15 protein-coding genes and 1 other annotated feature are annotated in these 16,889 nt (G+C 56.7%); of the genes, 8 read left to right on the forward strand and 7 right to left on the reverse strand.

What is annotated here, in order from left to right:
* Positions 1–3: 3 nt before the first annotated feature.
* On the reverse strand, positions 4–903 hold the full coding sequence (hisG, locus tag ACXKZD_RS06745; RefSeq protein ID WP_004571317.1) for an ATP phosphoribosyltransferase: 900 nt from the start codon (positions 901–903) through the stop codon (positions 4–6).
* A 48-nt stretch (positions 904–951) separates the two neighbouring features.
* Positions 952–1,072: a sequence feature (His leader region), on the reverse strand.
* On the reverse strand, positions 1,048–1,095 hold the full coding sequence (gene hisL / locus ACXKZD_RS06750) for a his operon leader peptide (RefSeq protein WP_100396937.1): 48 nt from the start codon (positions 1,093–1,095) through the stop codon (positions 1,048–1,050). Its footprint overlaps the feature before it by 25 nt.
* 179 nt (positions 1,096–1,274) lie before the next feature.
* Here hisL and ACXKZD_RS06755 point away from each other — a divergent pair, with 179 nt between their 5' ends.
* Positions 1,275–2,102 (forward strand): SDR family oxidoreductase, encoded by an 828-nt coding sequence (locus ACXKZD_RS06755; protein ID WP_346448325.1) that lies wholly within the window; start codon positions 1,275–1,277, stop codon positions 2,100–2,102.
* Between the two features lie 168 nt (positions 2,103–2,270).
* Here the strand turns inward: ACXKZD_RS06755 and ACXKZD_RS06760 are convergent, their stop codons facing one another.
* The 3 genes from ACXKZD_RS06760 to puuD are packed head-to-tail and all read right to left on the reverse strand — an operon-like array spanning position 2,271 to position 4,884.
* Complete coding sequence (locus ACXKZD_RS06760; RefSeq protein WP_010248052.1) at positions 2,271–3,548, reverse strand: NAD(P)/FAD-dependent oxidoreductase; 1,278 nt, start codon at positions 3,546–3,548, stop codon at positions 2,271–2,273.
* A gap of 18 nt (positions 3,549–3,566) precedes the next feature.
* Positions 3,567–4,124, reverse strand: a complete 558-nt coding sequence (puuR, locus tag ACXKZD_RS06765) for an HTH-type transcriptional regulator PuuR (RefSeq protein WP_010670955.1) — start codon at positions 4,122–4,124, stop codon at positions 3,567–3,569.
* A complete protein-coding gene (puuD, locus tag ACXKZD_RS06770) occupies positions 4,117–4,884 on the reverse strand; it encodes a gamma-glutamyl-gamma-aminobutyrate hydrolase (RefSeq protein ID WP_045140279.1) in 768 nt (255 codons plus the stop codon). The genes puuR and puuD overlap by 8 nt, the downstream gene beginning before the upstream one ends.
* A gap of 204 nt (positions 4,885–5,088) precedes the next feature.
* Between puuD and ACXKZD_RS06775 the strand changes: the two genes are divergently transcribed.
* Positions 5,089–6,504 (forward strand): glutamine synthetase family protein, encoded by a 1,416-nt coding sequence (locus tag ACXKZD_RS06775; protein ID WP_010670953.1) that lies wholly within the window; start codon positions 5,089–5,091, stop codon positions 6,502–6,504.
* 405 nt (positions 6,505–6,909) lie between these two features.
* Entirely contained in the window at positions 6,910–8,268 is a 1,359-nt protein-coding gene (locus ACXKZD_RS06780) for an APC family permease (protein ID WP_010248042.1), read from the forward strand.
* A 48-nt stretch (positions 8,269–8,316) separates the two neighbouring features.
* Here the strand turns inward: ACXKZD_RS06780 and ygbI are convergent, their stop codons facing one another.
* Complete coding sequence (gene ygbI, locus ACXKZD_RS06785) at positions 8,317–9,078, reverse strand: DNA-binding transcriptional repressor YgbI (protein WP_488981959.1); 762 nt, start codon at positions 9,076–9,078, stop codon at positions 8,317–8,319.
* Between the two features lie 267 nt (positions 9,079–9,345).
* On the opposite strand from ygbI, the gene ltnD reads away from it, so the two are divergent.
* The 5 genes from ltnD (at position 9,346) to ACXKZD_RS06810 (ending at position 14,416) form a co-directional block, all read left to right on the forward strand.
* Entirely contained in the window at positions 9,346–10,251 is a 906-nt protein-coding gene (gene ltnD, locus ACXKZD_RS06790; RefSeq protein ID WP_031591321.1) for an L-threonate dehydrogenase, read from the forward strand.
* Positions 10,251–11,513: a 3-oxo-tetronate kinase gene (otnK, locus tag ACXKZD_RS06795; RefSeq protein ID WP_187492810.1), complete on the forward strand. Its 1,263-nt coding sequence runs from the start codon at positions 10,251–10,253 to the stop codon at positions 11,511–11,513. The genes ltnD and otnK overlap by 1 nt, the downstream gene beginning before the upstream one ends.
* A complete protein-coding gene (otnC, locus tag ACXKZD_RS06800) occupies positions 11,506–12,150 on the forward strand; it encodes a 3-oxo-tetronate 4-phosphate decarboxylase (protein WP_022625000.1) in 645 nt (214 codons plus the stop codon). Before otnK ends, otnC begins: the two co-directional genes overlap by 8 nt.
* Positions 12,150–12,935: an HPr family phosphocarrier protein gene (locus tag ACXKZD_RS06805; protein ID WP_061703788.1), complete on the forward strand. Its 786-nt coding sequence runs from the start codon at positions 12,150–12,152 to the stop codon at positions 12,933–12,935. Before otnC ends, ACXKZD_RS06805 begins: the two co-directional genes overlap by 1 nt.
* A 125-nt stretch (positions 12,936–13,060) precedes the next feature.
* Positions 13,061–14,416: a GntP family transporter gene (locus ACXKZD_RS06810; RefSeq protein WP_187484464.1), complete on the forward strand. Its 1,356-nt coding sequence runs from the start codon at positions 13,061–13,063 to the stop codon at positions 14,414–14,416.
* A gap of 58 nt (positions 14,417–14,474) precedes the next feature.
* Here the strand turns inward: ACXKZD_RS06810 and sbcB are convergent, their stop codons facing one another.
* On the reverse strand, positions 14,475–15,902 hold the full coding sequence (gene sbcB / locus ACXKZD_RS06815) for an exodeoxyribonuclease I (protein ID WP_192072808.1): 1,428 nt from the start codon (positions 15,900–15,902) through the stop codon (positions 14,475–14,477).
* Positions 15,903–16,889: the final 987 nt, after the last annotated feature.

Below are 16,889 nucleotides of genomic sequence, written 5' to 3' on the forward strand. Positions count from 1 at the left end.
GGCTTACTCCATCATCTTCTCAATAGGCAGCACCAGAATCGAACTGGCACCCAGCGCTTTCAGTTTTTCCATGGTTTCCCAGAACAGGGTTTCGCTGCTGACCATGTGCATCGCCACGCGGCTGACATCGCCTGCCAGCGGCAGCACGGTCGGGCGCTCTGCGCCAGGCAGCAGGCTGATCACTTCTTCCAGACGCTCACTCGGCGCGTGCAGCATGATGTACTTCGATTCACGCGCTTTAATCACGCCCTGAATACGGGTCATCATCTTGTCGATCAGCTCCTGCTTGGCGGCAGGCATCTCGCCGTCACGCTGGATCAGCACCGCTTTTGAACGATAGATTACTTCAACTTCGCGCAGGCCATTGGCTTCCAGCGTAGCACCGGTAGAGACCAGATCGCAGATGGCGTCAGCCAGACCGGCGCGGGTCGCCACTTCCACGGAACCGTTCAGTAAACAGGTCTTAAAGCTGACGCCTTTTTTGTCGAGGTATTGTTTTAACAGGTGCGGATAGGAGGTGGCGATACGGGATTTATCCAGGCATTCCGGGCCGGTATATTCGGCATCTGTCGCCATCGCCAGTGACAGACGGCAACCGCCGAAGTCGAGGCGGCGCAGCGTAAAGTAGCGCGGGTCTTCACCCTGGGCACGGCGCGACAGCAGCTCTTCTTCCAGCACGTTCTCGCCGATGATGCCTAAATCGACCACACCATCCATTACCAGGCCAGGAATATCGTCATCGCGCACGCGCAGGATGTCGATCGGCATGTTCTCCGCAAACGCAATCAGGCGCTGTTGCTGAAGGTTGATTTTAACGCCGCAGCGCGCCAGCAGTTCGCGTGAATCATCACTTAAACGGCCAGATTTCTGCATAGCTATGCGTAAACGGGTGTTATCTAACATGGTTCCTGTCCTCTTAATTCGGTCCTGAATGTGTGGTTACGTCAGCCCATAAAAAAACCCCCGGAAGACGATCTTCCGGGGGTTCTCTTGCATTCACACCACTGGAAGATCTTGAAAGTCTTCCAGCACCAATCGCCTGAAAGACTAGTCAGGATGATGGTGGTGATGATGGTTGAACTGAACGCGTGTCATAATAATCTCGTCGATGAATGAGTATTCATTTGTGGGGTTTAACCTAGCGAAGATGGCTGCGCTTGGCAACACTTTTTTAAACGGGCGGTTCGGAAAGCGCTGAAACAGGTTGTTCTGGTTTGCAATCCGGGGGCAAACTACGGTGAAGTCAGGGTTGATGTTTCACGTCAGGAGTCAAAATGAAGAAGGTCGCGATTGTGGGACTGGGCTGGTTAGGCATGCCGCTGGCCACGGCGTTAACGGCGCGAGGCTGGCAGGTCACCGGCAGCAAAACCACGCCAGACGGTGTAGACGCGGCACGCCGCTGCGGCATTGAGGCGTTCCAGCTGGAACTGACGCCGGAACTGCTCTGTGATGCTGCCGATATTGAGCCGCTATTCAACGTCGATGCGCTGATCGTTACACTGCCCGCCAGCCGCACTGCGGAAGGGGGCGAAGCCTATCTGCAGGCGGTGCAGAATGTGGTCGATACCGCGCTGGTTTATAAGGTACCGCGCATTATCTTTACCAGTTCCACCTCAGTCTATGGCAGCAGCGCCGGCGCTAAGCGGGAAAACAGCCCGCTGGACGCAGAAACGGTGGCCGGAAAGACGCTGGTTAAACTGGAGAACTGGCTGCACGATCTGCCGGGCACCAGCGTAGATATTGTGCGGCTGGCCGGTCTGGTAGGACCAAAGCGCCATCCGGGACGCTTCCTCGCCGGCAAGCAGGATGTGGTCAATGGCTCGCAGGGCGTGAATCTGGTGCATCTGGATGATGTGGTTGAGGCGATCACGCTGCTACTGCAGTCGCCCAAAGGGGGCCGGGTCTACAATCTGTGTGCCTCGAAACATCCCTCGCGTGACACCTTCTATCCTGCGGTCACGCACCAGCTTGGGCTGCAGCCGCCGCAGTTCGCACCCGAGGAGGAAAAGAATAGCGGCAAGCTGATTGATGGTTCCCGCATCTGTAGCGAACTCGGTTTTGAGTACCGCTATGACGACCCGATTAAAATGCCGCTGGAGTGATACGCGGCTGGCGCTGTTGCGGGGGCTGAGTGCTCCCGCTCTGATAGGTGAAAGTTCTGCTCTTCCTGTAGTTACAACATACTATAACAGTTTAAACAACAGGGCAGAATGTGCCCCGCTGAAAGACCTGTTTTCATCAGGCCAGACAGCCAGGTCTGGCCCTCAGCCTCATACCCCTAACCGATCCCTCAACGCATACCACACTGCGCCCATCGCCGTCAGCGGCACCTTAAATCGTCGCCCACCGGGAAACGGCAGATGAGGCAGGCGGGCGAAGGCATCAAAACGCTCGGCGTCGCCGCGTAACACTTCGCTGATCAGCTTGCCGGAAAGATGCGTACTGGTTACGCCATGACCGCTGTCACCCTGCATAAAATAGACATTCTTCTCCAGTCGGCCAAACTGCGGCATGCGCGACAGCGTCAGGAGGAAATTGCCGCTCCAGCTGAAGTCCAGCTTCACGTTCTGCAACTGCGGGAAAGTGCGGCGCAGCTTGGGCCGGATCAACGCTTCAATATCGGCCGGTTCCCGTGCGCCATAAACCACGCCGCCGCCATAGAGCAGCCGGTTGTCCGCCGTCAGACGGAAGTAATCCAGCAGATAGTTACAATCTTCCACACAGTAGTTGTTCGGCATCAGCGACAACGCCTGGTCGGTTGACAGCGGTTCGGTTGCCACAATCTGCGATCCGCATGGCATGCTTTTCCTGCTCAGTCGCGGTTCCAGCTGCGGGGCCAGATAGGCATTCCCGGCGAAGATCACAAAGGTCGCGCTGACCTCGCCCTGGGCGGTTTTTACCCGGTTTGGTGTGCCATAAACCACACTGGTCGCCGCGGACTGTTCATAGATGCGTCCGCCATGTCGACGGATCGCCTCCGCTTCCCCCAGCGCCAGGTTCAGCGGATGCAGATGGCCGCCGCGCCGATCCAGCAGCCCGCCAACGTAGCGTTCGGTGGCGACTTCACGGCGGATGGCTCGCTCATCCAGTAGTTCCAGATCATGATTCCCATACTGCTGCCATAACGCTTTCTGTTTTCGCAGATGCGCCATCTGACGTGCATTCAGGGCCGCAAAAACGCCGCCAGGCCGGTAATCGCAGTCGATCGCGTACCGCTTAATGCGATCGCGGATGATTTCAGCGCCTTCAAACATCATGCTGCCCAGCATACGGGCGCTCTCTTTACCGTAGCGCTGCTCAATCACATCCACGTCGCGGCTGTAGGAGTTCACCACCTGACCGCCGTTACGCCCGCTGGCACCAAAGCCGACCCGCGCCGCTTCCAGCACAACCACGTCATAGCCTACCTCGGTCAGATGCAGCGCCGCCGAAAGACCGGTGAAACCGCCACCAATAATGCAGACGTCACACTGAATGCTCTCCTGTAATGTCGGCCAGGGCGCATGCGGATTGGCGGTCGCTGCGTAATAACTCTCCACGTAATTCATAACAACCTCCGGAAGCGCCTAAAAGTTGGCTGGCGTATGGGCACTGACAATGCGGCAGGGGATTTCAGCACGGTTGGTGAAACTGTGTGGTAAGCCCGTATCAATGACGTAGCTCTCTCCGGCGGAGAGATGATAGTGCTCTCCGTTGATGACCAGCGTAATCTCTCCTTCCAGCAGCGTGCCGGTCTCTTCGCCCGGATGACGCAGCTTCTCGCCAGTGCTGGCACCGGGTTGATAAGTTTCCAGCAGCATGCCCAGCGTGCGCTGTGCACGGCCATTGTCGATAAGCTTCAGCGAAACCCCCTGACTGCCAATCTCCAGCAGGTCGCTGGCGCGGACAATGACCTTAGGTTCCGCATCCGGTTTGGGTTCCGAGAAGAACTCTGACAGCGAGAGCCCATAGACTTTAAGCAGCTTCTGCAGGGTGCTGACCGCCGGGCTGACCTTATCCTGTTCAATGGTGCTGATGGCGCTATGGGTCAGTCCGGCCAGTTCGGCGACACGGCGTTGCGACAGCCCCAGTGTCTGCCGGATCTGCGCCAGCCGTCGTCCCGGCGCCAGCGTGGCATCACTCATTTTCTTTTTCCTTGTGATAACGAATGGCGGCCTGAATAAAGCCGCTGAAGAGCGCCTGCGATCCCGCTGTGTGTTCCGGCTGCCACTCGGGATGCCACTGCACCGCCAGGGCGAAGGGATGATGGCGCAGACTCACCGCCTCAATCAGGCCATCCGGCGCGCGCGCTTCAACGCGCAACTGCGGGCCCGGTTCGCGTACCCCCTGATGATGCAGTGAATTGACCGCCAGCGGACTGTTGCTGTCCAGCAGCGTCGCCAGCAGGCCGTCGGGTTCAATAGTGATTGGATGCGCCTGAGCATACTGCTGCTCCAGCGGCAGCGTCTCATCTTCATGGTGACGCTGAAACGACGGCTGCCCGCTGAGCTCCCGCCACAGCGCACCGCCATTTGCCACCACCAGCTCCTGCAGCCCACGGCAGATCCCGAACATCGGCATCTTGTGGCTGGTGGCCCAGGTGATCAGCTGAAAGGCGAGATGGTCACGGCCCGGATCGGCATGCAGCTCTTCGCCCGCCTCGCCATAATGCCAGGGTTCGATATTGCTGGGGCTGCCGGTCAGCAGCAGGCCATCCAGAACAGCCATAGCGTTTTCTAATAGATGAGGCGCATTCATCAGACTGTGGGGCAGGGCCAGCGGTACGCCACCCGCAAGGACAACCGCATCGGTATACTTATTGTGAACCGTCTGGCTCGGATGGCCGCCCAGATCCTTCTGGCACATCACTACGCCAATCAACGGCTTGTCAAAAATAATGCCCATCTCACGTCCTCGCATCGCTGTTCGAAATATCTACCGAAAGGGCACGTCTGGCGGTTAAGTGTGCAATATTTTTTCAATCTAGCAATCTGCTGTTTGTTCTTCAAACAGATTTGTTACATTTGCACACTTTTTATGTTGGCGCTATGTTAGTGGTGTGGCTGTTATTTTGAGCATTACGCAAACCTAATAGGGGCGGGTGAGATCATGACTAACCTGGTAGAAGTGGAAGACTTCACGCTTCACAGTGAAGAGAAACGAACCAGCGCGTTCCAGCTTGAGGTGAAAACCTGGCTGGAGCGCCATCCTGACACGCAGTATGTCGACATCCTGTTAAATGATTTAAATGGTGTGTTCCGCGGCAAGCGTATTCCGGTCTCTGCGCTGCCTAAGCTGGAAAAAGGGTGTTATTTCCCCGCCTCGGTGTTTGCCATGGATATCCTCGGCAACACAGTAGAAGAAGCGGGACTCGGCCAGTCACTGGGCGAACCCGATAATCTCTGTCTGCCCGTCACCGGTACTTTAGTTCCCTCCGCGTCTGACCCTCAGCACATTGCGCAACTGCTGTTAACAATGTGCAACCAAGATGGCACTCCCTTTGACGTTGAACCCCGAAATGTCCTTAACCGGCTGTGGCAACAGCTGCGTAACCGAGGTCTGTTTCCGGTGGTAGCGGTAGAGCTGGAGTTCTATCTGGTGGACAAAAAGCGCGATGCCGAAGGCTTTATCCAGCCGCCGTGCTCGCCCGGCAGTGATGAACGCAATATGCAGAGCCAGGTCTACTCGGTAGATAACCTTGATCATTTCGCCGATGTGCTGCGTGACATCGACGATCTGGCCCGTCAGCAGGGCATCCCGGCCGATGGTGCGCTGGCGGAAGCCTCGCCCGGACAGTTTGAAATTAACCTGCATCATACCCGCGACGTGCTGCGGGCCTGTGACCATGCGGTGCAGCTGAAGCGACTGATTCGTCAGGTGGCAGAAAACCACGGTATGACCGCCACGTTTATGGCGAAGCCCTATGAGGAGTATGCGGGCAGCGGCATGCATGTGCATATCAGCATGCTGGATGCCGCCGATCACAACGCCTTCGCCTGCGATGACGGCAGTGATTCGCCGCTGATGAAACGGGCGCTGGCTGGGATGATCGATCTGATGCCCGCCTCAATGGCGCTGCTGGCACCCAATGTGAATGCCTATCGCCGTTTTGTTCCGGACGCCTATGTGCCGTTGCAGGCATCGTGGGGCCATAACAACCGGACCGTTGCGCTGCGGGTGCCGTGCGGGGATATCGACAATCATCGTATTGAGTACCGGGTTGCGGGCGCGGATGCTAATCCCTACCTGGTGGTGTCGGCTATTCTTGCCGGGATGCTGCATGGGCTGGATACCCAGTTGCCGTTGCCCCATCCGGTCACCGGCAACGGTCACCATGCCGAGGGTCTGGCACTGCCGATCCGCCAGAGCGATGCGCTGTATGAGTTTGACAACAGCTATCCGCTGCAGAAGTTACTGGGCGAACGCTTTGCCAGTGTCTGGCACAGCTGTAAGCATCATGAACTGATGCAGTTTGAACGGCTGATTACGTCTACCGAGATTGACTGGATGCTGAAAAATGCCTGACAGGTTTTTTTACCTGTCATCTGACGCGCTTTTTTTTGCATAAGATGCCCCGATGGCTTGTATTCCTGCCACGGGTTAGGGCAGAATACGCGGCCTGCAAAATCAGATGATAACCGACGCTAACCGCGCCGGTTATTTTTTTGCATCCAGTTTTATTAGAGCGTTTTTTGCTGACTTAACCGAGGCCGGGCACGCACCCGGATAGATAAACACTGAAAACACGCATAAGCGTGAGATTGAGGATGACAAAGATGGGGATGTTTTACACTCTGCCAGCCAACGCTGGTACGCGTTTTCGTGATGACTACGGCGCCGCGTTAACCGCTAACCTTACTCCCTGTCGCTTAATGCGCAGTTGCCCTGTGACCCAGCCCAGCCAGGTTGTCGCACATGGGGGACTGAAGCATGTCGCTTAATACCTCCGCCGCACCGCAGCGTGCGCAACTCAAAAAAACACTCACGTTACTTCCGGTCGTCATGATGGGCTTAGCCTACATGCAGCCTATGACCCTGTTCGATACCTTTGGCATCGTTTCCGGGCTGACCGAAGGTCACGTCGCCACCGCTTATGCTTTCGCGCTGATTGCGATTCTGTTCACTGCCGTGAGTTACGGTAAGCTGGTACGCCGCTTCCCCTCTGCGGGCTCCGCTTATACCTACGCTCAGAAGGCGATCAGTCCGCACGTCGGCTTTATGGTCGGCTGGTCATCACTGCTGGACTACCTGTTCATGCCGATGATCAACATCCTGCTGGCTAAAAACTATTTCGAATCGCTGGTGCCGGGCATCCCGTCGTGGATTTTTGTGGTGTTGCTGGTCGGGTTTATGACGCTCTCTAACCTCAAGGGCATCAAAACCGTCGCCAACTTCAACAGTGTGATTGTGGTGCTGCAGGTGGTTGTCATGGTCGGGATTACCGCGATGGTAATCTACGGTGTGGCAAGCGGCGTGGGTTCCGGCACGCTGGTGAGCAGCCGTCCATTCTGGTCTGAGAATGCGCATGTGGTGCCGATGATTACCGGTGCGACGATACTCTGTTTCTCGTTCCTCGGCTTTGATGGCATCAGTTCGCTGTCCGAAGAGACCAAAGATGCAGAACGCACCATTCCGCGCGCTATTTTCCTGACCGCGCTGATTGGTGGTGTGATCTTTATCGCGGCATCTTACTTCCTGCAGCTCTACTTCCCGGACATCACACGCTTCCAGCATCCGGACTCATCGCAGCCTGAAATCATGCTGTTCGTGGCCGGTAAAGCGTTGCAGGTCGGCATCCTGATCTTCTCGGTGGTCACGGTGCTGGCATCCGGTATGGCGGCGCACGCTGGCGTCTCGCGTCTGATGTATGTGATGGGCCGTGATGGTGTGTTCCCGGAGCGTTTCTTCGGTTACATCCATCCGAAATGGCGTACTCCGTCGCTCAACGTGCTGCTGGTGGGTGCGATTGCACTGATGGCGATTAACTTCGACCTGGTGACCGCAACCGCGCTGATTAACTTTGGTGCGCTGGTGGCGTTTACCTTCGTTAACCTGTCGGTGATTGCGCAGTTCTGGGTCCGTGAGAAGCGTAACCGCACGCTGAAAGATCACGTTCAGTATCTGCTGCTGCCGCTGCTTGGCGCGCTGACGGTGGGTGCGCTGTGGGTGAACCTGGAAGAGAGTTCTATGGAGCTGGGCCTGATCTGGGCCGCCATCGGGATTATCTACCTGGCGTTCGTAACCCGCAGCTTCCGTAATCCGGTGCCGCAGTTCAGCGAAGAAGTTTAATCACGCTCACGTTGCCGCCTTCCCGGTCTCAGGGAAGGCGGCGACAGCTTAACCAGCCAGTATCAGTTCACAGCTCGCCGCACTTAACAACTCCCGCGCCGACTCACTCAGATGCGTGTCTGTCACCACCCGATCAAAGCTCTCCAGCGGTAAAGCCAGAAACGTCGCGATCCTGTTGTACTTCGAACTGTCACTCAGCAATACCCGCTTACTGCTCACCTCACTCACCGCCTGCTTCACCATCACTTTATCTTCATCCGGCGTAAACAAGCCACGCGGCCCCCAGCAGGAGGCGGAAATAAAGGCAATATCAATGGCCAGATGACGCAGGCTGCGTGCCGCCGACTCGCCGACACAGGAGCGGTTCTCCCGGCAAACGGTGCCGCCCGTGTGAATAACCCGGCACTGACTGGCCTCCATCAGCAGATTCGCCACCATAAAATCATTGGTTACCACCAGCAAATCATCGCGATCCACCACTTCTCTTGCCAGCGCTAACGTTGTGGTGCCGGCATCCAGGTAGATGCAGCTGTTACGGGGGATCTGTCGGGCGGCGGTGCGGCCAATGGCGCGCTTCTCCTCGTTGTAGAGGGTGCTTTTCGTCAGGTGTGACGGCTCAGCGGCCAGCCGCTCGGCTGAGCGCACGCCGCCGGAGACCGACAGCACGGCCCCTTGCTCCTCCAGTTTCTGCACATCACGGCGTATGGTCATGTGTGACACACCCAGCCGTTCAGTGAGTTCTGCAATGCTCACCACGCCACGATCGGCCACCAGCGCAAGAATCTGTTGATGACGTTCAACCGGAATCATATCGGCTCCCTGATGATTACCATTTTTTCACATTATAAAGGATCTGCGGGTTAACCAGAACAAATAATAACAGCTTTAATCCCGGCAGCGGCGGCGCTAACTGCACTGCAGCAGGGCCAGTGCTGCCAGTGTGGTAATGTTAAAAATTGTTCGCGTTCACATTGGGAATATTTTTTTGTGAGCGACAACACATTTTTGCCGACAGGAAGCTGGCAGGATTAACAGTAACAAACAAATAATCACTTAAATTAACAGTGGAGGCGTATCGTGCCAGCTGAAAATATCTGCGTTATCGGGTTAGGTTCCATGGGCATGGGTGCCGCGAAATCCTGCCTGCGTGCCGGCCTCAATACCTGGGGTGTCGATTTGAATCCCGCCGCGCTTGAGAACTTACGCCAGGCAGGCGCGCGTGATGCGCAGCCTTCAGCATCCGCCTTTGCAGACCAGCTTGATGCCGTTTTGCTGCTGGTGGTAAATGCGCAGCAGGTTAACGCCATTCTGTTCGGAGAAGAGGGCCTGGCCGCAAAACTGCGTCCCGGCACCGTGGTCATGGTCTCATCCACATTGTCCGCCCGGGATGCGCAGCAGATTGAACAACAGCTGGCGCAATATCAGCTGCTGATGCTGGATGCACCGGTCTCCGGCGGTGCCGCTAAGGCGGCCAGCGGTGAGATGACGGTGATGGCGTCCGGCAGCGACGCGGCCTTTGCACAACTGCAATCTGTACTGGATGCCGTCGCAGCCAAAGTATATCGCGTGGGCAGTGAGATCGGCCTCGGGTCAACCGTCAAAATTATCCATCAGCTGCTGGCAGGTGTTCACATCGCGGTCGGGGCAGAAGCGATGGCGCTGGCGGCGCGTGCCGGCATCCCGCTGGAAACCATGTATGAAGTGGTCACCAACGCCGCAGGCAATTCATGGATGTTCGAAAACCGCATGCGGCATGTGGTGGACGGCGACTATAGCCCGAAATCGGCGGTCGATATCTTTGTGAAAGATCTCAACCTGGTGGCCGATACCGCGAAATCCCTGCACTTCCCGCTGCCGCTGGCCTCAACCGCCCTCAATATGTTCACCGAAGCCAGCAACGCCGGTTACGGCCGGGAAGATGACAGTGCAGTGATTAAAATCTTCAGCGGCATCACGCTGCCGCAGGCAGAGGAGAAAATCTGATGCGGCTTGGCGTGATAGCGGACGATTTTACCGGTGCGACTGACATCGCCAGTTTTCTGGTGCAGAACGGGCTGACCACTATTCAGTTCAACGGCATTCCTGACAGCGAGGAAATCACAGAGGCGCAGGCGATTGTGGTCAGCCTGAAGAGCCGCTCCTGTCCGGCAGACCAGGCGGTTGCTCAGTCACTGGCTGCGCTGGCATGGCTGCAGAAGCAAGGCTGTGAGCGCTTCTACTTCAAATATTGTTCCACCTTCGACAGCACCGCGCAGGGCAATATCGGTCCGGTAACCGACGCCCTGCTGCAGGCGCTGGGTGAAACGCAGACGGTGATCTGTCCGGCGCTGCCGGTGAATGGCCGCACTGTTTATCAGGGCTACCTGTTTGTCGGCGATCAGCTGCTGTCAGATTCCGGTATGCGGCATCACCCGGTTACACCGATGCACGACAGCAACCTGCTGCGGCTGATGACATCACAGGCGAGGGGCAAAGCCGGTCTGATCGCTGCGGCACAGGTCGATCAAGGCGCTGAGTCAGTACGGCAGGCGCTGGGTCAGCTGGCGGCGCAGGGGCTCAACTACGTCGTAACTGACGTCCTGCATCAGGAACATCTGTTGACGCTGGGCGAAGCACTGAGCGATCTGCGGCTGGTCACCGGCGGTTCCGGGCTGGCCATCGGTCTGGCACGGCAGTGGGCGACGGCTGAAAGTGATGCAAAAGCGGAGCAGGCAGGCCGTCCGCAGGGCGATCGCGCCGTAGTGCTTTCCGGTTCCTGTTCACAGATGACCAATCGTCAGGTCGCCGCGTACCGCCAGCTGGCACCGGCCTGCGAAGTTGAGACTGAACGCTGTCTGGACGATGCCGGGGCTTATGCCCGGCAGTTATGCGACTGGGTGGAAGCGAACAGCGATCAGACGCTGGCACCCCTGCTGTTTGCCACCGCTGACGCGCAACACTTGCAGGCGATTCAACAGCGTTATGGTGCTCAGCGCAGCAGCGAAGCCGTTGAGCAGCTGTTTGCCGCGGTGACCCGCGAGCTGAAACGGCGCGGATGGCAGCGCTTTATCGTGGCGGGTGGCGAAACCTCCGGCGTGGTCGCGCAGAGCCTGGGTGTGACGGCCTTTCATATCGGCCCGACGATTTCGCCCGGCGTGCCCTGGGTGCGCGACATTCATCAGCCGCTCTCTCTGGCACTGAAATCGGGCAATTTTGGCGATGAAGATTTCTTCCGCCGCGCGCAAACGGAGTTTACTGATGTCTGAATCTTTCTCTTTAACGGAACAGCAGGCGCGTGACGAGATGGTGCGTCTTGGCGCTTCGTTCTTTCAGCGCGGCTATGCCACCGGCTCGGCGGGCAACCTCTCAATGTTGCTGGAGGATGGCAATCTGCTGGCGACACCCACCGGTTCATGCCTGGGTGAATTACAGGGTGACCGGCTGGCAAAAGTCACGCCTGACGGTGAATGGCTCTCAGGCGATAAACCCTCCAAAGAGATTGCGTTTCACCGCGCGCTCTATCTGAATAATCCCGACTGCAGGGCGGTGGTGCATCTGCATAGCCACTACCTGACGGCGCTCTCCTGTTTACAGGGGCTGGACACGGACAACTGCATCCGTCCGTTTACCCCCTATGTGGTGATGCGTGTCGGTGATGTGCCGGTTGTGCCTTACTACAAGCCGGGTGATGGGCGACTGGCCGAGGATCTCGCGGCGCTGGCTCCACGTTACCGTGCCTTCCTGCTGGCGAATCATGGCCCGGTAGTAGTGGGGAAATCGTTGCAGGAAGCGGCAGACAACACGGAAGAGCTGGAGGAGACCGCCCGGCTGATCTTTACCCTGGGAGACCGCCCGATCCGTTATCTCAATGATGCCGAAGTGGCGGAATTAAGGAGCCGATAATGCCGAAGTTTGCTGCTAACCTTTCGACGCAGTTTACTGAATTGCCGTTTGCTGAACGCTTCGCTGCAGCGGCGAAAGCCGGTTTCACCGCCGTCGAATTTCTGTTTCCTTATGACTATCCCGCCACGCAGATCAAGCAGTGGCTTGATGATAACCAGCTGGACTTGGTGCTGTTCAATACCGCACCCGGCAACGTCGCAGCGGGTGAGTGGGGCGTTTCGGCCATCCCCGGACGGGAAGCAGAAGCAAAGGCGGATATCGATCGCGCCCTGAGCTATGCGCTGGCGCTGAACTGCCCGCAGGTGCACATCATGGCGGCGACGGTGCCGCCCGACGCTGACCGTCAGCGCTACGTTGAGACCTTTATCAGCAATATGCGTTATGCGGCTGAGCGCTTTGCGCCGCACGGCATCATCCTGCTGATTGAGGCGCTTAATCCCACAACCAAACCCAACTATCTTTATGCCAGCCAGTATCAGACGCTGGAGATGGTCGAACAGATCGATCGACCCAATGTCTTCACTCAGCTCGACCTGTTCCATGCGCAACGGGTGGATGGCAACCTCAGCCATCTGATTCGCCACTATGCCGGACGCTATCGGCACGTGCAGATTGCTTCGGCACCGGATCGTCATGAACCGGATGAGGGTGAAATCAATTACCCCTATCTCTACTCACTGCTGGATGAGGTCGGCTATTCCGGCTGGGTGGGCTGCGAATATATCCCGCGCGGCAGCACTACTGCGGGCCTTGGCTGGTTTGCGCCCTGGGCGAGAAAAACCTGATTTAACGGGCTAAAAAAACCGGTGTTTCGGCACCGGTTGAGATTTTTTCGTCCTTTTTCTGACCCTGCACCTGTTTATTCTGTACGCCGATAACCTAAAAAATACAACAATTTCTGAGGTTTACTATGTCCACCGCACTGCTGTTAGCCATAGCGACCGCCAGCATCGTGATCCTGCTGCTGCTGGTCATCAAAGTCAAAGTTCATCCCTTTGTCGCCTTGTTAATTGTCAGTCTGCTGGTGGCCATCGCCACCGGCATTCCGGCTGAAAAAATCATGGAGACGATTATCACCGGGATGGGCGGCCTGCTTGGTCACATCACCATCATCATCGTGCTTGGTGCCATGCTCGGGGCGATCATTGAAGCCTCGGGCGGTGCCGAGTCGCTGGCGCAGCGTTTCAGTAAAACGCTGGGGCTGAAGCGTACCGTTGCGGCATTAACCATGGCGGCCTTTATCCTTGGCATCCCGGTATTTTTTGAAGTCGGCTTTATCATTGTTATTCCGCTGATTTATGGCTTTACCAAAGTGGCGCGGGTCTCGCCGCTGAAGTTTGGCCTGCCGATGGCGGGTGTGATGCTGACGGTACATGTGGCATTGCCGACCCATCCGGGCGCAGCGGCGGCAGCCGGGATCCTGCACACTGACATGGGATGGCTGATGATACTGGGGATCGCGATTTCCGTGCCGGTCGGGATCATCGGCTACTACGTAGCGAAATTCATGAACCGTCGCCACTACCCTCTGTCGGTGGAGGTGCTGGAACAGTTGCAGATGGCCAAGCCGGAAGGGCAGGAAAAGAAGAATGAACCGGCACCACCCGGTGCGCTCACCATCAGCGGCCTGATTGTGGTCCCGATTGTATTGATCGTGCTGGGAACTCTGTCACACACACTGCTGGCTGAAGGGAGTCTGCTGCGTAGTGTGATGACCGTGATCGGCACACCGCCGATTGCCCTGCTGATTGCCTTAGGGCTGGCGGCCTGGCTGCTGGGCGTACGGCGTGGCTGGAGCAAAGATAAGCTGGAAGATCTGACCGGCCGGGCCATTCCCACCTCAGCCAGCGTGATTCTGGTGGCCGGGGCCGGTGGTGCATTCGGCAAAGTGCTGGTGGAGTCGGGCGTGGGTAAAGCGCTGGCGGTCACCCTTGAAACGCTGCATCTGCCGCTGGTGCCAGCGGCATTTATCCTGTCGCTGGCGCTGCGTGCATCACAGGGTTCCGCCACGGTGGCGATCCTGACCACCAGCGGGCTGCTGACGCAGGCGGTGACCGGCGTGACGGATATGCAACGAGTACTGGTTACCCTGGCGGCCTGTTTTGGTGGTCTGGGATTGTCGCATGTCAATGATGCGGGATTCTGGGTGGTGACCCGTTATCTGGGACTTTCGGTGGCCGACGGTTTACGCACCTGGACGGTGCTGACAACACTAATGGGGCTGAGCGGCTTTGCGCTGACCTGGCTGGCGTGGACCGTGCTCTGATTAAGCAGCATCAGAAAGTCTGACCCGGCAGGCGATACCGGGTCAGACTCTTAGTGCTTCAGGAAACCAACTCCTGCGCATAGAGATAGAGCGCTTTAAGCTGCCCAACCTTTTCTGCATCCGCTTCATGCAGATTCGCCAGAGCTTCCAGTTCCTGCATAAACGCCTGCACCCGATCGGCATTAAGCACGTCACGACGGTGCTGCAACCAGCGTTGCTGCTCGGCATCGTCCAGCGTGCCGGGGAAGTTACGCGCCCGGTAGCGGAACAGCAGTTTCGCTACCCGTGCACTCTCAAAGCTCAGGTCCAGCGCAGGCAGATTCGCGGGCGCGGTCTGACGGATAATATTCATCCCCGCCCGGTCGGCATCACTGAAGAAGCCATCATAGAGTTGTGTGTCCACATCATCTGACGGTGTAAACGGCTCCGCTTCGGCAAATAGCGTGACCAGCTTTTCCCGCACCTCGGGCTGCTGACGCAGCAGCGCCAGATTCGCCAGGCAGTGCTGACGATCAATATTCAGCCGGGCCGCATCTTCCGGCCGTAGCGTACTGGCAGGCGCCAGCACCGGACACTTATTGATATGCACCAGTTTGACCGGCACTGCAGGCAGATCGCCGAGATCGTTTTTCGGCGTGTAAAGACGCTCACGCAGCGTATCGGCATCCAGTTGCAGCAGCGGTGACATATCGCCCGCCAGATCCACCACAATCAGCGCATTACGGTTATCGGGATGCCAGGCCAGCGGTACGATCCAGCTGGTGTTACCGCGCGCGGCTCCGAACATGCCGGAGACATGAACCAGCGGTTTCATCTGCGGGATATCAATCAGGTTCATCAGCTTGTTTTTGTTACGATGGGTAAACAAAAACTCAAACAGTTTTGGCTGCTTCTCTTTCACCAGTTTCGCCATCGCCAGCGTGGCGTAAACGTCGGACATTGCATCGTGCGCATTTTCATGGGACACGCCGTTCGCTTTGGTCAGATGCTCCAGTCGGAAGCTGGGAAAACCTTCTTCATTCTCCGGCCAGTTGATCCCTTCTGGCCGTAACGCGTAGCAGGCACGCATCACGTCGAGCAGGTCCCAGCGTGAGTTGCCGTTTTGCCAGGCCCAGCCATAGGGATCGTAAAAGTTGCGATAGAAGATATTGCGCGTCACTTCATCATCGAAACGCACGTTGTTGTAGCCCACCACACAGGTTTGCTCCGTGGTGAACAACGCGTGGATGCGTTCAGCGAACTCAGCTTCGATCACGCCGCGACTCATCGCTATCTGCGGAGTAATGCCGGTGATCATCACCGCTTCGGGCTGTGGCAGATAGTCATCAGGCGGACGGCAGTAAAACACTTCGGGTTCGCCGACCGGATTAAACTCACTGTCGGTGCGCAGGCCGGCAAACTGGGCTGGCCGGTCACGAGAGGGGCTGGTGCCGAAGGTCTCGTAATCGTGAAAGAGGAAAGTGGGCTGTACGCGGTCGTTATTCAAATTTCATATCCGTTCATTGCGTTCACTGACTTAATGAACAGAAAGCGATAAAACGGCTTTCTGTTCGCTCTGTATCCCTGTGCGCGCAGGCAGAATTTAGCTCTGATCATTATGTCTGATGCGCGCTGACTGCGGGTTCAGCCGTACAGAGCCATTATAGCGGCTCCGCGCAGCGGCTGACGCCATCCCTGTATGGTAAACCATATTCCGGTACGACAAAAATTTCAGGCGCTGTGGCCTGAGTCTTCGCATATCTCCGGATAATGATCGTGTTTCACTTCCGCTACAGTCTGGCGCGTTAAAGGCCTCGCCACGCTCATTGGTTACCGAAAAAATCTGGCGGTAAGGTTACGCGGTTTACCTGAAGCAGTTTGGTGATCAAACGAAACTGTTAAAATAAAGTACGATTTAACATCTCCTTTTCAGGAATATAAAAGTACTGTGCGAATCATCACAGGAATATGTTTTTTTGAGGACGATTAGTGCAATTTTATCATGAAGGTTTTTCAGTGCCTGTGCTTATAGAGTGCAACTGATTGTTTGTATTTTGCTTTTTTGAGGTTTGGTTTGTTAATGATGATTTTGAAGGCTCCAGCACTGAATGATATAAATAATAAGCGCGCGCAAAACATTGTTATTTCAGGATGAAAACTAATGGGAGAATAAATTATGGAAATAGTGAGCCATGTGAATTTAAAAAGCGTGGCGGGTGCAAGCGGTGCCTATGATCCGGCTTATGCTGGCGCTGGCGCCCGTCAAAGCCAGCATGGAGGTAACCATGGTAGCAGCAGCAGTAATGGAAGCCACGATATTTATGCAGGGACGGATAGCTGTGTTATATCCATTGGGTTAGGTGCTCTGGGCGGTATAAAAGGTGGGCCGCTGGGAGCACTAACCGGTGTCCTGTCAAACGGATATGGCACCTGTATTGGTAGCGCAAATAATGGTTCTGGTGGCAATGCAGCGCAATCCGGTACCGGAAGTTGC

Source organism: Pantoea sp. ABR1s (assembly GCF_057812235.1).